Source organism: Acinetobacter sp. HR7 (genome assembly GCF_000773685.1).
Classification (GTDB): domain Bacteria; phylum Pseudomonadota; class Gammaproteobacteria; order Pseudomonadales; family Moraxellaceae; genus Acinetobacter; species Acinetobacter thermotolerans.
In genome coordinates this window covers 1-16,041 of sequence record NZ_JPQO01000202.1, presented here as the reverse complement: position 1 = coordinate 16,041, position 16,041 = coordinate 1, and the positions used below count along the sequence as shown (strand labels likewise).

13 protein-coding genes and 2 tRNA genes are annotated in these 16,041 nt (G+C 46.0%); 11 read left to right on the top strand and 4 right to left on the bottom strand.

Annotated features, from left to right (window positions below; all coding sequences use genetic code 11):
- Window positions 1-82: 82 nt before the first annotated feature.
- Window positions 83-961: a metal-dependent hydrolase gene (locus GW12_RS12515; RefSeq protein ID WP_034588014.1), complete on the bottom strand. Its 879-nt coding sequence runs from the start codon at window positions 959-961 to the stop codon at window positions 83-85.
- A gap of 143 nt (window positions 962-1,104) precedes the next feature.
- Between GW12_RS12515 and GW12_RS12510 the strand changes: the two genes are divergently transcribed.
- Window positions 1,105-2,151, top strand: coding sequence for an AraC family transcriptional regulator (locus tag GW12_RS12510; RefSeq protein WP_034588012.1), 1,047 nt, complete (start codon window positions 1,105-1,107; stop codon window positions 2,149-2,151).
- A 41-nt stretch (window positions 2,152-2,192) separates the two neighbouring features.
- On the opposite strand, the gene GW12_RS12505 is transcribed toward GW12_RS12510, so the two are convergent.
- Window positions 2,193-3,527 (bottom strand): Na+/H+ antiporter NhaC family protein, encoded by a 1,335-nt coding sequence (locus GW12_RS12505; protein ID WP_034588011.1) that lies wholly within the window; start codon window positions 3,525-3,527, stop codon window positions 2,193-2,195.
- A 365-nt stretch (window positions 3,528-3,892) separates the two neighbouring features.
- Here GW12_RS12505 and trpA point away from each other — a divergent pair, with 365 nt between their 5' ends.
- From trpA to GW12_RS12485, 4 genes are read left to right on the top strand one after another with little or no spacing between them, the layout of a single operon-like run.
- Window positions 3,893-4,696 (top strand): tryptophan synthase subunit alpha, encoded by an 804-nt coding sequence (trpA, locus tag GW12_RS12500; RefSeq protein WP_034588009.1) that lies wholly within the window; start codon window positions 3,893-3,895, stop codon window positions 4,694-4,696.
- Window positions 4,693-5,589 (top strand): acetyl-CoA carboxylase, carboxyltransferase subunit beta, encoded by an 897-nt coding sequence (gene accD, locus GW12_RS12495; protein ID WP_034588006.1) that lies wholly within the window; start codon window positions 4,693-4,695, stop codon window positions 5,587-5,589. Before trpA ends, accD begins: the two co-directional genes overlap by 4 nt.
- The gene (gene folC, locus GW12_RS12490; RefSeq protein WP_034588003.1) at window positions 5,586-6,875 is read left to right on the top strand and encodes a bifunctional tetrahydrofolate synthase/dihydrofolate synthase; all 1,290 of its coding nucleotides are present in this window, start codon (window positions 5,586-5,588) and stop codon (window positions 6,873-6,875) included. Before accD ends, folC begins: the two co-directional genes overlap by 4 nt.
- The gene (locus GW12_RS12485) at window positions 6,866-7,873 is read left to right on the top strand and encodes an SPOR domain-containing protein (protein WP_375730994.1); all 1,008 of its coding nucleotides are present in this window, start codon (window positions 6,866-6,868) and stop codon (window positions 7,871-7,873) included. The genes folC and GW12_RS12485 overlap by 10 nt, the downstream gene beginning before the upstream one ends.
- Here the strand turns inward: GW12_RS12485 and GW12_RS12480 are convergent.
- Together GW12_RS12480 and GW12_RS12475 are read right to left on the bottom strand one after the other, a co-directional pair.
- Window positions 7,870-8,475: a dual specificity protein phosphatase family protein gene (locus tag GW12_RS12480; protein ID WP_034588016.1), complete on the bottom strand. Its 606-nt coding sequence runs from the start codon at window positions 8,473-8,475 to the stop codon at window positions 7,870-7,872. The genes GW12_RS12485 and GW12_RS12480 overlap by 4 nt on opposite strands.
- Before the next feature lie 383 nt (window positions 8,476-8,858).
- Complete coding sequence (locus tag GW12_RS12475; RefSeq protein ID WP_034587996.1) at window positions 8,859-9,500, bottom strand: peroxiredoxin; 642 nt, start codon at window positions 9,498-9,500, stop codon at window positions 8,859-8,861.
- A gap of 324 nt (window positions 9,501-9,824) precedes the next feature.
- On the opposite strand from GW12_RS12475, the gene secA reads away from it, so the two are divergent.
- The 6 genes from secA (at window position 9,825) to GW12_RS12445 (ending at window position 15,990) form a co-directional block, all read left to right on the top strand.
- Window positions 9,825-12,551 (top strand): preprotein translocase subunit SecA, encoded by a 2,727-nt coding sequence (secA, locus tag GW12_RS12470; protein ID WP_034587995.1) that lies wholly within the window; start codon window positions 9,825-9,827, stop codon window positions 12,549-12,551.
- A gap of 136 nt (window positions 12,552-12,687) precedes the next feature.
- On the top strand, window positions 12,688-13,038 hold the full coding sequence (locus GW12_RS12465; RefSeq protein WP_034587992.1) for a hypothetical protein: 351 nt from the start codon (window positions 12,688-12,690) through the stop codon (window positions 13,036-13,038).
- A gap of 164 nt (window positions 13,039-13,202) precedes the next feature.
- Window positions 13,203-14,423 carry a bifunctional glutamate N-acetyltransferase/amino-acid acetyltransferase ArgJ gene (gene argJ / locus GW12_RS12460; protein ID WP_034587989.1) on the top strand — a complete coding sequence of 407 codons (1,221 nt, stop codon included), beginning with the start codon at window positions 13,203-13,205 and terminating at the stop codon, window positions 14,421-14,423.
- A 157-nt stretch (window positions 14,424-14,580) separates the two neighbouring features.
- Entirely contained in the window at window positions 14,581-15,648 is a 1,068-nt protein-coding gene (nadA, locus tag GW12_RS12455; protein ID WP_034587986.1) for a quinolinate synthase NadA, read from the top strand.
- Window positions 15,649-15,801: 153 nt separating this feature from the next.
- Window positions 15,802-15,878, top strand: a tRNA-Pro gene (locus tag GW12_RS12450).
- Between the two features lie 35 nt (window positions 15,879-15,913).
- Window positions 15,914-15,990, top strand: a tRNA-Arg gene (locus GW12_RS12445).
- Window positions 15,991-16,041: the final 51 nt, after the last annotated feature.

Genomic DNA, 16,041 nt, shown 5'->3' with positions numbered 1-16,041 from the left:
ACTTATTTCAGGACGGGACAGGACATACTAGTGAATAAAAAAGCCTTCGATTGAAGGCTTTTTTATTTTGGAAAATCAAGTTTTAGTTTTTAGCGGCTTGCCAGAACGCTTCACCGGCCTGAATTGGATCACCCGTTTCAGCCAAGGTTTTGACCCAGACATCATATTGGGCAATGACTGGATGCTGGCTCGGATGGAAATCCTTCTTAAACCAGTCTGTATACTGTTTGCCCATGCGGGTCAGGGTACCTTTTTTGCCAAAGAACCATGGCAGACCACGGATATTCATTTGTAGCAGCTGGCGCAGATTAAATCCATCATGTTTCAACATGACATTGGCCCGGTAGATGGTAAAGCCGATCATCAAAGCACTGGTCCATGCCAGCGTGAATTTGCGCAGATTTTCCGGCACTTCACCCACCTGTTTCATCACATCGAAAGCCACATCACGGTGTTCCATTTCCTCAATCGCATGCCAGGCAAACAGGGCACGTACATAAGGATGCGCGTCTTTCAAGGTGTCTTTATGGCCATAAAAGGTTTCTGCCATTAGTGCTGTCATATGTTCAGCGGCTGCGGTCATGGCAATATTATATTGGGGTGAACGTTTTTCCAGTTCGAAGTTAAAAATCTTGTTTAAACGCCGAATAAACTGGTCAACTGGCATACCTTGCTGTTTCATGACCTGATTCATTTTTTCATGGGCGATGCCGTGTTGGGCTTCCTGACGGATAAAATCAGCCACACGACGTTGCAGGTCTGGATCGGTAATCTTGTCACGAAACATACGCACGCTTTGAATAAAATAGCGTTCACCATCCGGGAAAGTCAGGCTGAGCGCATCAAACATACGGGTCAGGTATGGATCGCCGCCAAACCAGAAGCGGGGAATTTCATCAAGCTTAAAATCAAGATTGGTGCGAACCACCGGCTGTACAGAAGTTTTTAATGGTGCATTCATCTTTTTTCATTTTTGTTGATGTCGATGCTGACAGTATGTCCTGAGGGACGCGATTTGTTTTGACAGTTGTTGCCATTTTTTATACATTTTACGCCAAATGAAAATAAAACTTGTCAAATTGCAGCGGGCGGTCAGAAGCACATATGCAGGAAATAAAAATATCCAATGGCTATATCCAGCTCTGGGCCACGCATTTACGTAGCCTGGGGATTGAGCCGCTACAGGCCGATTTTCTACATGATCTGCAAGTTCCACTCAGTAAGCTGATTGGCCAGCCTTTTGATGCTGAAGTCCCGCTAGAACTGCTAAATACCGTGATTGAACGAACCCAAGCCCATCTGCAGTGTCCGCAACTGATTTTTGAAATCGTCCAATCGATTCGCCCTGAGCATTTTGGGGTGCTGGGTTATATGGCCTCGAAAAGCAGCAGTGTTGCGGAAATGATTGACTATATCATGCGCTTTCAGCGTCTAGTGGTGGATGGTGGTGAATTTGTGCCACTGCAGTTGAAACAGCATGAACATAGCATTGAACTGTATTGGGCCTATATGCAGGACAAATATCAGCTGTTAAATGAACTGACTATGGCGGCGATGGTGCAACTGGGGCGTTATATCCTGCAAGATCACCCGCTCTTATTACGTTGTGTCCGTTTGGCACATGCGCCATTGATGGCGCAACTACATTATCAGAAGTTCTTTGGGACAGAAGTACGTTTCTCTCAAGACTATTATGGTTTTGAACTGGACCTGCAGGATTTACAACTAAAATCCGAACAGGCGGATCCGATGTTATTACAGCTACTGGTGCGCCAGGCCGAAGAAGCCATTGCTGCAAAACCTCCTACCGAATCCACTTTGCAGCAGGCGAGCAAGATTATTGCTGAGCAGCTACGGATTGAACACCGTGCAATTAAAATTGAACAGCTGGCGCAGCAGCTCCTGATGTCTTCCCGGAGTTTACAGCGGTATTTGAATGAAGAGGGCAGTTCCTTTAAAAAATTGCTGGAACAGGAACGGATTAAACGTTGTGAGATATTATTACAGCAAGGATTTAGCCTGACCGAAATTGCCCAACAGCTGGATTATTCTGATCAATCGGCATTAGCACGTGCTTATAAAGCGGCAACTGGGCAAACATTACTCCAAGCACGAAAACAACTGAAAATTGAAGAAGAAAAACCAAAATAAAAAGCGACCCCTAAGGACCGCTGATTTTTTACTTTTACTGTTTAAGCATTAGCTTTTAATTTTGGAAATCTAAAGGCAATCGCGAGGATCGCAAAAATCGCCAGAATCCAGCAGTAATACACGCCGCCAATCAGCTCGACTGGAGACAGTTTGGCAATTGAGCAAGCTAGCAATAGCTGCGCTCCGTAGGGAATCAGGCCCTGCACTACACAGGAAAAAATATCCATCAATGCAGCAGAACGTTTCGGATCAACACCATATTCTTTGGCCACTTCACGCGCCATATCCCCAGACAGGATGATCGCCACAGTATTATTCGCGACAAACAGGTTCGAGACAATCACCAGGAAGCTAATACCGATTTCACCGGCACGCTGACGGCCAACTTTAAATAGACGGGTCAGGGCATAGATGCGTTCAATCAACCAGCGCAAACCACCTTCACGTTGCATGATTGCCGATAAACCACCCAGGAACATCGACAGCAAAGCCACCTCAAACATGCCGACAAAACCGTCGTAAATAGATGTATTGAGTTTCAGCAGATCAAAATCAGGAATAGCAAACAGGCCAAACAAACCGGACAGTAGTACGCCGATGGTCAGTACCGCGAGTACATGCAGGCGGCTAAAAGCCAGGACAAAAACTGCGATATAAGGCAGCACTAACAGCCAATTAAAATCTTTATGTTCAATAGCACCTGCTGAAGTGGTGTGCAGAATATAAATCAGTACGGTGATGATGGATGCGGGTACGGCAATCCAGACATTGACGCGGAATTTGTCTTTCAGTTGAACTTTCTGGCTACTGGTTGCAGCAATGGTGGTGTCCGAAATCATCGACAGGTTATCTCCGAACATGGCACCGCCAACGACTGCACCAATCGCATGAATCACCGCAATATCGGTCGCTTGGGCAAAGCCAAAGGCAATCGGTGCACAGGCCGCGATGGTACCCATCGAAGTTCCCATTGCCGTCGCAATAAATGCGGAAATGACAAACAGCATTGGCAATACGAACTGTGGTGAAATCACCGACAGGCCCATTTGCACGGTGGCATCGACACTGCCGATAGCACTGCTGACACTGGCAAAGGCACCGGCTAACATAAACACCATGAACATCAGAATCAGGTTGGGGTGGCTGGCACCTTTTAGAAATTCTTCAATACTCTGGTTGAGTTTGCCGCGATACACTAATGCAGCCAAGATAATCGCAGGCAGGGCGGCAACGGGTGCTTTCACCTGATAGAACGCGAACTCGGTTCCGATCATGGTGTGGTAAATCCCGCTACCTAAAAAGATGGTTAAAAATACAATAAGCGGCAACAGTGCAATGGCCCGTGCCTGCACTGTAGCTTCGGAATCAGTCTGCATAGGAGATAGAAAAGTAAAAAAGTGCGAGTAGTATAAAGCAGGTTTTGCAATTTCAGAAAACTTTAAATCAATGCGCTAACACCCATAATTTTATTGAGTTTTTACCGATAAATATAAGTTTATCTAAATATTCAACATTTTACAGAATCCGAAAATTAGTCATCTTTGATCATTGAGAAAAAAATCAAAATATTCGTAAATACTGTCTTTCGGGTTGTTCTGAAATCTTCGCGCAGGAAATGAAATGCAATACCGCATGCTGTGTACTGTTCAATGAACAAAAAATAGCGTTACAATGCGGAGTCTTGTATTTCTACATAGTCAACGCCTCAAGTTTGAAAACACGTTAAGGAAAGCTCAACCCTATGTCACGTTTAGCCACACGATTTGGACAACTTAAATCTCAACAGCGTAAAGCTTTAGTTTCTTATGTCATGGCTGGTGACCCGCATCCAGAGGTGACGGTACCTCTGTTACACCAAATGGTGGATGCCGGTGTCGATGTGATTGAGCTAGGCTTGCCATTTTCAGATCCAATGGCGGATGGTCCCGTGATTGCACTTGCTGCGGAACGCGCACTTGCAGGTGGGACCAATACGCTGAATGCCCTGGAAATGGTGAAAGAGTTTCGCCAGAAAGATAGCGAAACTCCAGTGGTTCTCATGGGTTATTTAAACCCGGTTGAAGTGATTGGCTATGAAAAATTTGTCGCTTATGCCCATGAATGTGGGGTCGATGGCGTGCTTCTGGTGGATTTGCCACCTGAAGAAGCAGATAGTCTGAAAACCGTATTGCAAAAATATGACATGGATCAGATTTTCCTGCTGGCACCGACTTCGACTGATGAACGTATTCAGCATGTAGTGAAACAGGCCAGCGGCTTTATTTACTACGTATCGCTGAAAGGCGTGACTGGTGCAGCAACTTTGGATGTGTCTGAAGCTGCAGCCCGCATTCAGAAGATTAAAGCGGTGACTGATGTTCCTGTAGGCGTTGGTTTTGGTATCAGCGATGCTGCATCTGCGAAAGCGATGGGTGTTGCTGCCGATGCAGTCATTGTAGGAAGTGCGTTTGTGAAGCAGTTTGCAGCGCTCGCGCCAGAACAAGCCGTTCAAGCAACGGTGAATAAAGTCAAGGAGCTTCGAGCAGCGCTCGATGAGTTAGTATGAGTCAACCAGTGAAATCAGGCAAAATTCTGAGCCCATCGACCCCATGGACGGAGCGTACCGTTCCCGGCATTCATGTACCCGATGAGCAAACCGCGCTTAAGGCCACTTTTACCGAACCGACCATTGAGTGTCCAGAATGTCATGCCTTGGTAACACGTACCGCGATGTCATTTAATGCCTATGTTTGTCCGCAGTGTGATGAACATCTGAAAATGAAGGCGCGTGACCGTCTGAACTGGTTCTTTGACCAGGTACAGCATGAACTGGGTCAGGAATTCAAGGCTAAAGATCCGCTGAAATTTGTCGACAGCAAGCCTTACCCAGAGCGTATGGCAGAAGCGCAGAAGAAAACAGGTGAAACTGAAGCCCTAGTCGTGATGCAAGGTCTGCTCAAAGGCGTTCCGATGATTGCAACTGCATTTGAATTCGACTTTATGGGCGGTTCAATGGGCACAGTGGTCGGTGACCGTTTCGTGCAAGCGGCTGAACGTGCCATCGAATTGCAACAACCATTAATCTGTTTCGCAGCGTCTGGTGGAGCACGTATGCAGGAAGGCATGTTGTCTCTGATGCAGATGGCGCGTACTTCAGCAGCGATCCAGCGTCTGAAAGAAGCTGGCCTGCCATATATCGTAGTCTTAACCCATCCAGTCTATGGCGGTGTGACTGCATCGCTGGCGATGCTGGGTGATGTGCATCTGGCTGAACCAAAGGCAATGATTGGCTTTGCAGGTAAACGCGTGATCGAACAGACCGTACGTGAAAAACTGGATGAACCGTTCCAGCGTGCAGAATATTTGCTTGATCATGGCGTAATCGATCAGATCGTTCACCGTCATGCATTACGTGATACAGTCTATCGTATTGTCACCAAATTGATGAATTTGCCTTGAACACAACAGCAGCACCTTTAGCAACAGATTCTTTGGATACATGGCTCGATTATTGGAGCCATGTTCACGTTACAGGGATTGATTTAGGCTTGGAACGGGTCATTCCGGTGGCTGAAAAGCTCGGTGTGACCAATCCTGCAGCCAAAGTGCTGACGGTGGCTGGAACCAATGGTAAAGGTTCTACAACGACGACCTTGGCCGCGATTTTAAATGCGCAAGGCTTTAAGGTTGGACTCTATCAATCTCCACACGTGTACCGCTTTAATGAACGCGTCAAGCTATGTGGCATTGAAGTGGAAGATCAATTGCTGATAGATGCTTTTGTTGAAGTCGATCAGGCTCGCCGCGAATGTAGTTTGAGCCTGTCGTTCTTTGAGGCGACCACGCTGGCAGCCTTCGTGATTTTCAAAAATGAACATTGCGATGTCTGGGTGCTGGAAGTGGGCTTAGGTGGCCGTCTGGATGTGGTCAATGTGGTCAATCCAGATGTCGCGGTTATTACCAATATCGGTCTGGATCATACCGACTGGCTCGGTGACACCATCGAAAAAATTGCCTTTGAAAAAGCAGGCATTATCCGTCCGAATATTCCGGTGATTTTTGGCGGACAACAACAGATTCCTCAAGCGATTTTAGACAAGGCAGCTGAATGTCAGGCACAGCTGTACGCCTTAAATCGTGACTATTTTTATGAAGCCTTCGAAGATGGCAAGTCTTGGGCGTTTGCATCTTCCGGTACAACGCTAAAGCTGCCGACAGGTTCGCTGGCTCTGGATAACATTTCAACCGCTGTTGCGGCAGTTTTGCTCAGTGGGCTGGAAGTCAGCCAGGAAGCCATTGCTAAAGGTATTCAAATTGCTAAATTGCCTGGCCGTTTTGAAGTTCGCGAAATTGAAAATAAAACCGTGATTTTCGATGCAGGACATAACCCGCATGGGGTGGAATTCCTGCTGCGACAATTGCGCCAATATTTAAAACAACATTCACAAATTTCCGAAGTCGTTTGTGTTTTCTCAATGCTGGGCGATAAAGATATAAATTCTGTTGTCGGGTTATTGAAAGACACGGTAGAGTTGTGGAAAATTGCACCGTTATCCGTGCCACGTGCGGCAGAGTTATCAGTTTTGACTGAGGCACTGAACGGGCAATCGATAGAAATTTACGACAATGTTAAATTCGCTTTTAGATCAGCACTGGATGAGATCAATAATAATCAGCTGATTTTGGTATGTGGCTCATTTCATACATTAGAAGCGGTATGGGAGTATTTGCAAGAATGTCAATGAATAACACGCAACGCTGGATGGGAGGCGTTGTTCTATTAGGAGGTGGTGTGTTATTGGCAGCATTACTTCTAAAAGGCAAAGCCGAACTGGACCATCACCGCGTAACTCCCCAAGAAGAGGTGGCTCAGGTCGAAAGCCGTGAGGTAACAACCCCAAGCTCTCTGACCGTTGATGTCGAAACTGAAAAACGTTTACTGGAACAGCAGCGCCGTGACCGTGAAAAAGCGGTGGCTGAACAGGAAGCGCGTGCCGCAGAATTCCTGGCGATGCAGCAACAGGCAGAAGCCGATGCTGCACGCAAAGCCGCTGAAGAATATGCAGCACTCAATGCCCATCGTATGGCCCAGCAAAGTTCCGATAATATTCCGCCAGAACTGGTGGAAGATGAACAGACTAAACAGAAACGTTTAGCTGAGGATAAAGCGGCGGCTCAAAAAAAGTTAGAACAGCAGAACCACACCCAGTCTAATCTGACCCAGCAGCATGACGCTGCCAAGAAAGAAGCTGAACGTAAGGCTGCTGAAGAAAAACGCAAGGCTGAAGAACGCAAAGCAGCCGAGAAGAAAGAAGCCGAGCGCAAAGCTGCTGAAGAGAAACGTAAAGCAGAAGAGCGTAAAGCGGCTGAAAAGAAAGAAGCTGAACGCAAAGCTGCTGAGGAAAAACGTAAGGCCGAAGAAAAGCACAAGGCTGAAGAAGCCAAGAAAAAGGCTGAAGCTGAAAAAGCTCGTAAGTTATTGGAAGGTGAGAGCCATAAGCAGTGGATGGTACAGGTGGCACTGGCAGCCAATGAAGCCAATGCCGATGCAATTGCTGCGAAACTGCGTGCCAAAGGCTACAAAGTCACCAAGAGTCCAACTTCGAAAGGGGTCCGTATCATGGTTGGTCCATCTAAAGACCGTGAAGCTGCAGATACCTTACGTAAGAAAATCGCCTCTGATGCCAGTCTGAACATGAAATCGGCTTGGGTGAATGAGTGGGTGCCGCTGGATAAGCGCTAATGCTTTTCATTCCCTGAAAGATGTGTAGATGGATTCGAGAGTTGCTCCCGGATCCATTTTACATTTTCAGGGCTAAATAAATTTTCAATATTGCGCCAGATGCTGTGAAAGCCATAGCCACCATGCTTCATTTCCCGTACTGCATCTTCTATTGCCCAGTTCTGGAAAATAATCCGGTACATCGCCACGCTGGCGCCAGTACGGTCTGAACCGTGATAACAGTGCAACAGCACTTTTTCATTGTTCTGTCGGGCCTGCTGAATTTCCTGCATGACTTTCAATAAATCTACCCGGTCGATCGCCCAGGTATGAATCGGTATATGTCGGAGTTTTAAATTTTCATTCGCAAGTATTTCGGAATCTTTGTCACGTGAACGCAGGTTAATCACCACAGCAATGTCATGCTGCTTTAATAAAGGCTTGAGTTCATGGCTAGGCTGTTCACTTCGATACAGTTCATCACTGATCTGATAGAAATTATGTGCTGCATGTAAAGTCTGTCCCCAATGCTGTGGGCGTTGATGTTCAGGTAAAGCTGGTGTCGTCATACAGCCAGATAAGGCAAGAGTAGCTACAAGAAGCAGCGAATAATAATTTTTCATCATGATCTAAATTTTAGTTTTGATGCTTATCTTAAACAGAAGCAAAATCTTAATAAAGAAAAAGCCTGTCCGAAGACAGGCTTTGGGGAATGTTCGAAAACCCGGCTCGTAAATGGGGTTCAAACAAGACATGAAAATGATGGTTTATGAATGACGATCCTCATTTTCATGGTGGAGAGTGACTTACAGCTTTTTTAATAGACTTCTTGCGTTAGTCAAATTTTAAGCAGTCGAAAGCTATATTTAATGAGGTTTTAGCCAATTCAAAAATTAGATAAAACTATACTTTCGCAAAAGGTCTAATATTTTAAAAGGATAGAATAGTGTCTCCTTTATAGACTACGCACTTCGTTTGCCTTGCGCAAAATTAAAAAGGAGTCCTTTTAATTTTGCTCAGGCTGTGGAGTCAGACGTAGATAAGGAGTGACTGCCTTATAGCCTTTAGGGAAGCGTTGTTTGATTTCTTCCTCATCTTTGAGTGAAGGCACGATCACGACATCATCACCATGCTGCCAGTTCGCTGGGGTTGCCACTTTATGGTTGTCGGTCAGTTGCAATGAATCCACGACACGCAGAATTTCATGGAAATTACGGCCTGTAGATGCTGGATAAGTGATGATCAGACGTACTTTCTTGTTTGGATCAATGATCACCAGAGAACGGACAGTTAAAGTTTCGCTGGCATTCGGGTGAATGAAGTCATACAGCGTAGAGACTTTACGATCTTGATCCGCGATGATCGGGAAGTTCACCGTTGTATTTTGGGTTTCATTAATGTCTTTAATCCAGCCGTGATGTGACTCTACGTCATCGACTGAAAGTGCGATTGCTTTGACGCCACGTTTTGCAAACTCATCTTTCAGTTTTGCAGTAAAGCCCAGTTCAGTGGTACATACCGGGGTATAGTCCGCTGGATGCGAGAACAGGATGCCCCAGCTGTCGCCTAAGAACTCATAAAAATTAATTAAGCCTTCGCTAGATTGTTGTTCGAAGTTTGGTGCGGTATCGCCTAAACGTAAAGCCATGTTATTTGCCTCAAATGTTCTGTTATTGGTTTCGATGAACCTAATATGAACTAGTTTTTTTATGATTAAAAATAGTGTTTTTGGCTTTGCTTATGAGTAAAAGTGCTAAATGGGTAAAATCCATCTATCCGTTTTTGAACCAAACAACTTTCTATTTCACTATATTGCATGCTTAAAATTTGTTACATTAGCTTGCCTTAAGTCCTCGGGCTGGAAGCAGGGATCAGGTTTTTTTGCTAAAACCCTTGTAGTTCAAATTTCTAGCACCATAATAAACGACTAAGAACATATTCAATTGACAAGCAAGATTTAGAGAGTCTATTCATGTTGGCAAGTCTGATCGGAGGAATCTTCGGTACAAAAAATGAGCGCGAACTCAAACGTATGCGTAAAATCGTGGATAAGATTAATGCGCTCGAGCCGACGATATCAGCCCTAAGCGATGCAGACTTATCTGCAAAAACTGAAGAATTCAAACAAAGATATAATAAGGGCGAAAGCCTGGATAAATTACTTCCTGAAGCGTTTGCAGTCTGCCGTGAAGCGGCAAAGCGTGTCATGGGAATGCGTCACTACGATGTACAGTTGATCGGTGGTATTACCCTGCATGAAGGCAAGATTGCCGAGATGCGTACCGGTGAAGGTAAAACCCTGATGGGGACCTTGGCCTGTTACCTGAATGCCTTGAGCGGGCAGGGTGTGCATGTCATTACTGTGAACGATTACTTGGCACAGCGTGACGCCGAGTTAAACCGTCCACTGTTCGAATTCCTGGGTTTAAGCATCGGTATTATTTACTCCATGCAAAACCCGATGGAAAAAGCCGAAGCCTACAAAGCGGATATCACTTACGGTACCAATAACGAATTTGGCTTCGACTATCTGCGTGACAACATGGTGTTCTCGCTGGCAGAGAAAAAACAGCGTGGTCTGACTTATGCCATTATCGATGAGGTCGACTCGATCCTGATCGATGAAGCGCGTACACCACTGATTATCTCTGGTCAAAGTGAAGATTCATCTCAGCTATATACGCTGATCAATAACATTCCGCCAAAACTGCATGCGCAGAAAGAAGAAAAAGTGCCAGATGGCGGTCATTTCTGGATCGATGAAAAACAACGTTCTGTTGAAATCACTGAAGTTGGTTTCGAATTCATTGAAAATGAACTGATTCAGATGGGTCTGCTGGCAGAAGGTGAGAGTCTGTACTCAGCATCAAACCTGAATCTGGTGCATCACGTCACTGCAGCAATTCGTGCGCATTACCTGTATCAGCGCAACGTGCACTACATTGTGCATGAAGGCGAAGTGATCATCGTTGATGAGAACACCGGTCGTACTATGCCGGGCCGTCGCTGGTCTGAAGGTCTGCACCAGGCAGTTGAAGCGAAAGAAGGTCTGGAAATCCAGCCAGAAAACCAGACACTTGCAACGACAACTTTCCAGAACTATTTCCGTCTTTACAAAAAGTTGTCGGGTATGACCGGTACGGCTGATACTGAAGCAGCGGAAATGAAAGAAATTTACGGTCTGGACGTGGTAATCATTCCAACGCATCGTCCAATGATCCGTAATGACCAGAATGACCTGATTTACCTGAATCGTGAAGGTAAATACAACGCGATTATTCAGGAAATCAAACGTATTCAGGACGAAGGTGTTGCACCGATTCTGATTGGTACCGCAACCATTGAAGCATCGGAAATCCTGTCAGAGAAACTGAAAGAAGCCGGTATTGCTCACGAAGTCCTGAACGCAAAACAGCACGAACGTGAAGCAGACATTATTGCCCAGGCGGGTGCGCCAGGTGCGGTAACGATTGCCACTAACATGGCGGGTCGTGGTACTGACATTCTGCTCGGCGGTAACTGGAAAGCCAAACTGGCAAAAATTGAAAACCCGACTCCTGAAGATGAAGAACGTCTGAAATCAGAATGGGAAGCAAATCACGAAGCAGTATTGGCTTCTGGTGGTCTGCATATTATCGGTTCTGAACGTCACGAATCACGCCGTATTGATAACCAATTACGTGGTCGTGCCGGCCGTCAGGGTGACCCGGGTGTGTCACGTTTCTACCTGTCGCTTGAAGATGACTTGATGCGTATCTTCGCGGGTGACCGTATTGTATCGATGATGCGCGCGATGGGCTTGAAAGAAGATGAGGCGATTGAACACAAGATGGTGTCTCGCTCAATCGAAAATGCACAGCGTAAGGTGGAAGCACGTAACTTTGACATCCGTAAGAACCTGTTGAAATACGATGACGTGAATAACGAACAGCGTAAGATCATCTATACGCAACGTGACGAAATTCTGGCTGCAGAATCGCTGCAGGATTACATCGAAGAAATGATCCGTGATGTGATGAAGGGCATGATCGCGAACTACATTCCACCTGAATCGATTCACGACCAGTGGGATATTGATGGTCTAGAAGCTGCACTGCATGAAGATCTGAACATTGATCTGCCAATCAACCAATGGCTGGAAGAAGATCGCCGTCTGGATGAAGAAGGTCTGATTGAACGGATTACCGATTCTGCGATTGAGCGCTACCGCGAACGTCGTGAACAGATGGGTGCTGAATCTGCGGCAACGCTGGAACGTCACTTCCTGTTGAATTCACTTGATCGCCACTGGAAAGAGCATCTGGCGGCGATGGATTATTTACGTCAGGGTATCCACCTACGCGGTTATGCACAGAAGAACCCGGAACAGGAATACAAGAAAGAAGCCTTCAACCTGTTTGTGAATATGCTGGGCGTAATCAAATCCGATGTAGTTATGGATCTGTCGCGTATCCATGTGCCAACTGCTGAAGAGCTGGCTGAGATGGAAGCGCAGCAGCAGGCGCAAGCTGAAGCAATGCGTATCCAGTTATCTCATCAGGAGTTTGACAGCCTGCTGGCAGATGAAGAAGAGGACACTACCCAGCAAAATGCCAATGCAACGCCAGTTGCCCCCGTATTTGAAGCACCTGCAAGCCGTAATTCACCTTGTCCATGTGGTTCAGGCCTGAAATACAAACAGTGTCACGGTAAAATTTAACCGTTAGAAAAAAATCAGAGCTTTCGGGCTCTGATTTTTTTATGTGAAAAATTCTTTCAAAAACATTTTTCGATTTGCAGAAAAACACGTTAAGTGTTATTTAGTTGCTCATTGGATATTGAAAAGCGGACAGACAATGAAAACATTATTAAAACCGTTCATGATTGCAGCTTTGGCAATCCCGACTTTAACTTTTGCAGCTTCAGAAACAACTGTAGATAAAGTGAAACAGGCCGTTGGTCCAACGACTGCGCCAGTTCAGGTGGATGCGAATGGTCAGGTAACAGTGGAAAGCCCACGTACCGGTATCCGTTATACCTTTGCCAATCCAAACCGCCCAATCGTCCTGCAAACACAGGCGATTGCAGCAGCCAATGCTGCCAACGCTGATCGTATCGTCGCGTCTAATCCGGCACTGTCTGCGACCAGTCAGCAGCAGGCAAAACAGGCATTATTGAACGAAGCAGCACAATTGGCACAAAACTAAGTTTCACTTGTTTTTGTGGGTTGAAAGAAAACCAGTCGTTATGGCTGGTTTTTTATTGTGAAAAACCATAAGAAAACTGAATGTCTATCAGGCTTTGGCTCGATTTTTTGATGAAGATCAACTAAGCTGTATTTTTCTGAAACTTCAATATTGGACATTTAAAAATGGCAGTTGGTGACGTATCTATGCCACAGATGCATGTGGTCAAAGGCATTAGAATTGGTTCGGCAGAAGCGTATGTGCGCTATCAGAACCGACGCGACCTGGTGATATTCGAACTGGCTGCAGGCTCCAATGTTGCAGGTGTATTTACCCAGAATGCGTTCTGCGCGGCACCTGTGCATGTTTCTAAAGCACATTTAAAAGCAGGTAACCCGCGTTACCTGGTCATCAATACTGGTAATGCCAATGCCGGTACCGGTCCTACAGGGATGGCGAATGCCGAAGCCACTTGTGCCAAACTGGCTGAACTGGCTGGCGTAAAAAATACTGAAGTGCTGCCATTCTCAACCGGTGTGATCGGTGAGCAATTACCGATGGATCGTCTGCTCAGTGGTTTGCAGCCTGCGTTAGACTCATTGCGTGATGATGCTTGGGTAGATGCAGCCACTGGTATTATGACCACAGACACCACACCAAAGGGTGCATCTGAGCAGTTCATACTGGATGGCATTACCTATACCATGACCGGTATTTCCAAAGGTGCCGGCATGATTCGTCCCAACATGGCGACCATGCTGAGCTATGTGGCGACCGATGTGCCAATTAGCCGTGAACTGGTACAGCAACTGCTGTCGACTGCAGTCAATGTGTCATTTAACCGTATTACCATTGATGGTGATACTTCAACCAATGACTCCTGTATTTTCATTGCAACTGGTCAGGCAGGTGGTGCTGAGATCACGTCACAAGATGATCCACGCTACGCAACTGTACTAGACGTGTTAACCCGGGTGATGAAACGTCTGGCACAACTGATCGTGCGTGATGGTGAGGGTGCAACTAAATTTATTACCGTTGCAGTTGAAGGCGGTGCCAATACCCAGGAATGTTGTGATATTGCTTATAGCATTGCCCATTCTCCACTGGTAAAAACTGCAATTTTCGCTTCTGATCCAAACTGGGGTCGTATCCTGGCTGCGATTGGTTATGCCGGCGTACCAAACTTAGACGTTGCAAAAATTCAGGTTTGGTTAGATGATGTACAAATCTGTAAGGATGGTGGTGCAGCAGCCGACTACACGGAAGAAGCGGGTGCACGCGTGATGGCTCAGCCAGAAATGACCATTCGTGTTGACCTGGGACGAGGTGAGGCAAAAGACACGGTCTATACCTGTGACCTGTCTTATGATTATGTCCGAATCAATGCGGACTATCGCTCATAATGCTGATTGATGAAAAGCCTCCGTATGGGGGGCTTTTTTTATACTTTTTATTTTTTACTAACTGGTCAAAAATAGCGCATTGCCAGAGTTGGCCAGATATTGATGTAGGGTAGATGTTCGCAGGCCAGCGAACATATAGGAAAGAGAAGACGTTATTATGAATGATGCGACCAAACTGATAGCCAATGAAGCTAAATCAATCGTGCAGGCGCATTTAGAACGCTTGGGCGAGCCGAAAGAGCATCAGTTAAGTGAACAGGCCAAACAGGAAAAGTTTGCACAGATTCAGGCGGAGCTAAAGAAACGCGATGCGGTATTGGTAGCCCATTATTATTGTGATCCTGAAGTACAGGAATTAGCAGAGTTAACTGGTGGTTGTGTATCCGATTCATTGGAAATGGCACGTTTTGGTCGCGATCATCCGGCATCAACTTTGGTGGTCGCTGGTGTGAAATTCATGGGGGAAACCTCAAAAATCCTGTCACCAAATAAAACGGTATTAATGCCAACCTTGGAAGCGACCTGTTCATTAGATCTCGGTTGTCCAGTAGATGAGTTTACCAAGTTCTGTGATGAGCATCCTGACCATACCGTGGTAGTGTATGCCAATACTTCGGCAGCTGTGAAGGCTCGTGCAGACTGGGTGGTGACTTCAAGCTGTGCTGTTGAAATTGTTGAACATTTGGATAGTCTGGGCGAGAAAATTATCTGGGCACCAGACCAGCACCTAGGTCGTTATATTCAAAAGAAAACTGGTGCAGATATGCTGCTTTGGGATGGCGCATGTATCGTACATGAAGAATTTCGTTCTCGCGGGATCGCCAACATGAAAGCCCTGTATCCAGATGCAGCCGTATTGGTACACCCGGAATCACCAGAATCAGTAGTTGAAATTGCTGATGCTGTAGGTAGTACATCTCAACTCATTAAAGCGGCCCAAACTTTGCCACATGAACGTCTGATCGTGGCGACGGACCGTGGTATTTTCTACAAGATGCAGCAGGCAGTTCCAAACAAGATTCTGATTGAAGCGCCAACTGCTGGGGAAGGGGCGACTTGTCGCTCTTGTGCACACTGTCCATGGATGGCCATGAATGAACTGGATGGCATTTTGCATATCTTACAGCAGGGTGATCAGGAAATTCATGTCGATCCAGCTTTAGCAGGACGGGCGAAATTACCATTGGATCGCATGCTGGACTTTAGTGCCAATCTAAAACGTTAAAATTTGTTTAAAAAATAGCTGAAATGCTTGATAAATATACGTTTGAAGCGTTTTTTTGATTTTTTTTAAATATAGGTGTTGACGTCTCAGGGCGTCACGCCTAGAATGCACACCGTACCAAGCGAATAGCTTGATGCGAAAGCTGAGATGAATCGGAGCATAGCACAGCCTGGTAGTGCACCTGGTTTGGGACCAGGGGGTCGTAGGTTCGAATCCTACTGCTCCGACCAATTCTTCAAGGCAGATGATGTAAATCATCAGTAAAGCGCTTGTAGCTCAGTTGGATAGAGCATCCGCCTTCTAAGCGGATGGTCACAGGTTCGAATCCTGTCAGGCGCGCCATTTGGTCGCTTGATTTTAAGAACCAAGGCAATGGTGGATGTAGCTCAGTTG

Coding starts and splice junctions, on each gene's coding strand:
- GW12_RS12465 (WP_034587992.1), top strand. CDS start 12,688: ATGAAAACATTATTAAAACCGTTCATGATTGCAGCTTTGGCAATCCCG.
- accD (WP_034588006.1), top strand. CDS start 4,693: ATGAGTCAACCAGTGAAATCAGGCAAAATTCTGAGCCCATCGACCCCA.
- argJ (WP_034587989.1), top strand. CDS start 13,203: ATGGCAGTTGGTGACGTATCTATGCCACAGATGCATGTGGTCAAAGGC.
- GW12_RS12485 (WP_375730994.1), top strand. CDS start 6,866: ATGTCAATGAATAACACGCAACGCTGGATGGGAGGCGTTGTTCTATTA.
- GW12_RS12515 (WP_034588014.1), bottom strand. CDS start 961: ATGAATGCACCATTAAAAACTTCTGTACAGCCGGTGGTTCGCACCAAT.
- trpA (WP_034588009.1), top strand. CDS start 3,893: ATGTCACGTTTAGCCACACGATTTGGACAACTTAAATCTCAACAGCGT.
- GW12_RS12480 (WP_034588016.1), bottom strand. CDS start 8,475: ATGAAAAATTATTATTCGCTGCTTCTTGTAGCTACTCTTGCCTTATCT.
- GW12_RS12510 (WP_034588012.1), top strand. CDS start 1,105: ATGCAGGAAATAAAAATATCCAATGGCTATATCCAGCTCTGGGCCACG.
- GW12_RS12505 (WP_034588011.1), bottom strand. CDS start 3,527: ATGCAGACTGATTCCGAAGCTACAGTGCAGGCACGGGCCATTGCACTG.
- nadA (WP_034587986.1), top strand. CDS start 14,581: ATGAATGATGCGACCAAACTGATAGCCAATGAAGCTAAATCAATCGTG.
- secA (WP_034587995.1), top strand. CDS start 9,825: ATGTTGGCAAGTCTGATCGGAGGAATCTTCGGTACAAAAAATGAGCGC.
- GW12_RS12475 (WP_034587996.1), bottom strand. CDS start 9,500: ATGGCTTTACGTTTAGGCGATACCGCACCAAACTTCGAACAACAATCT.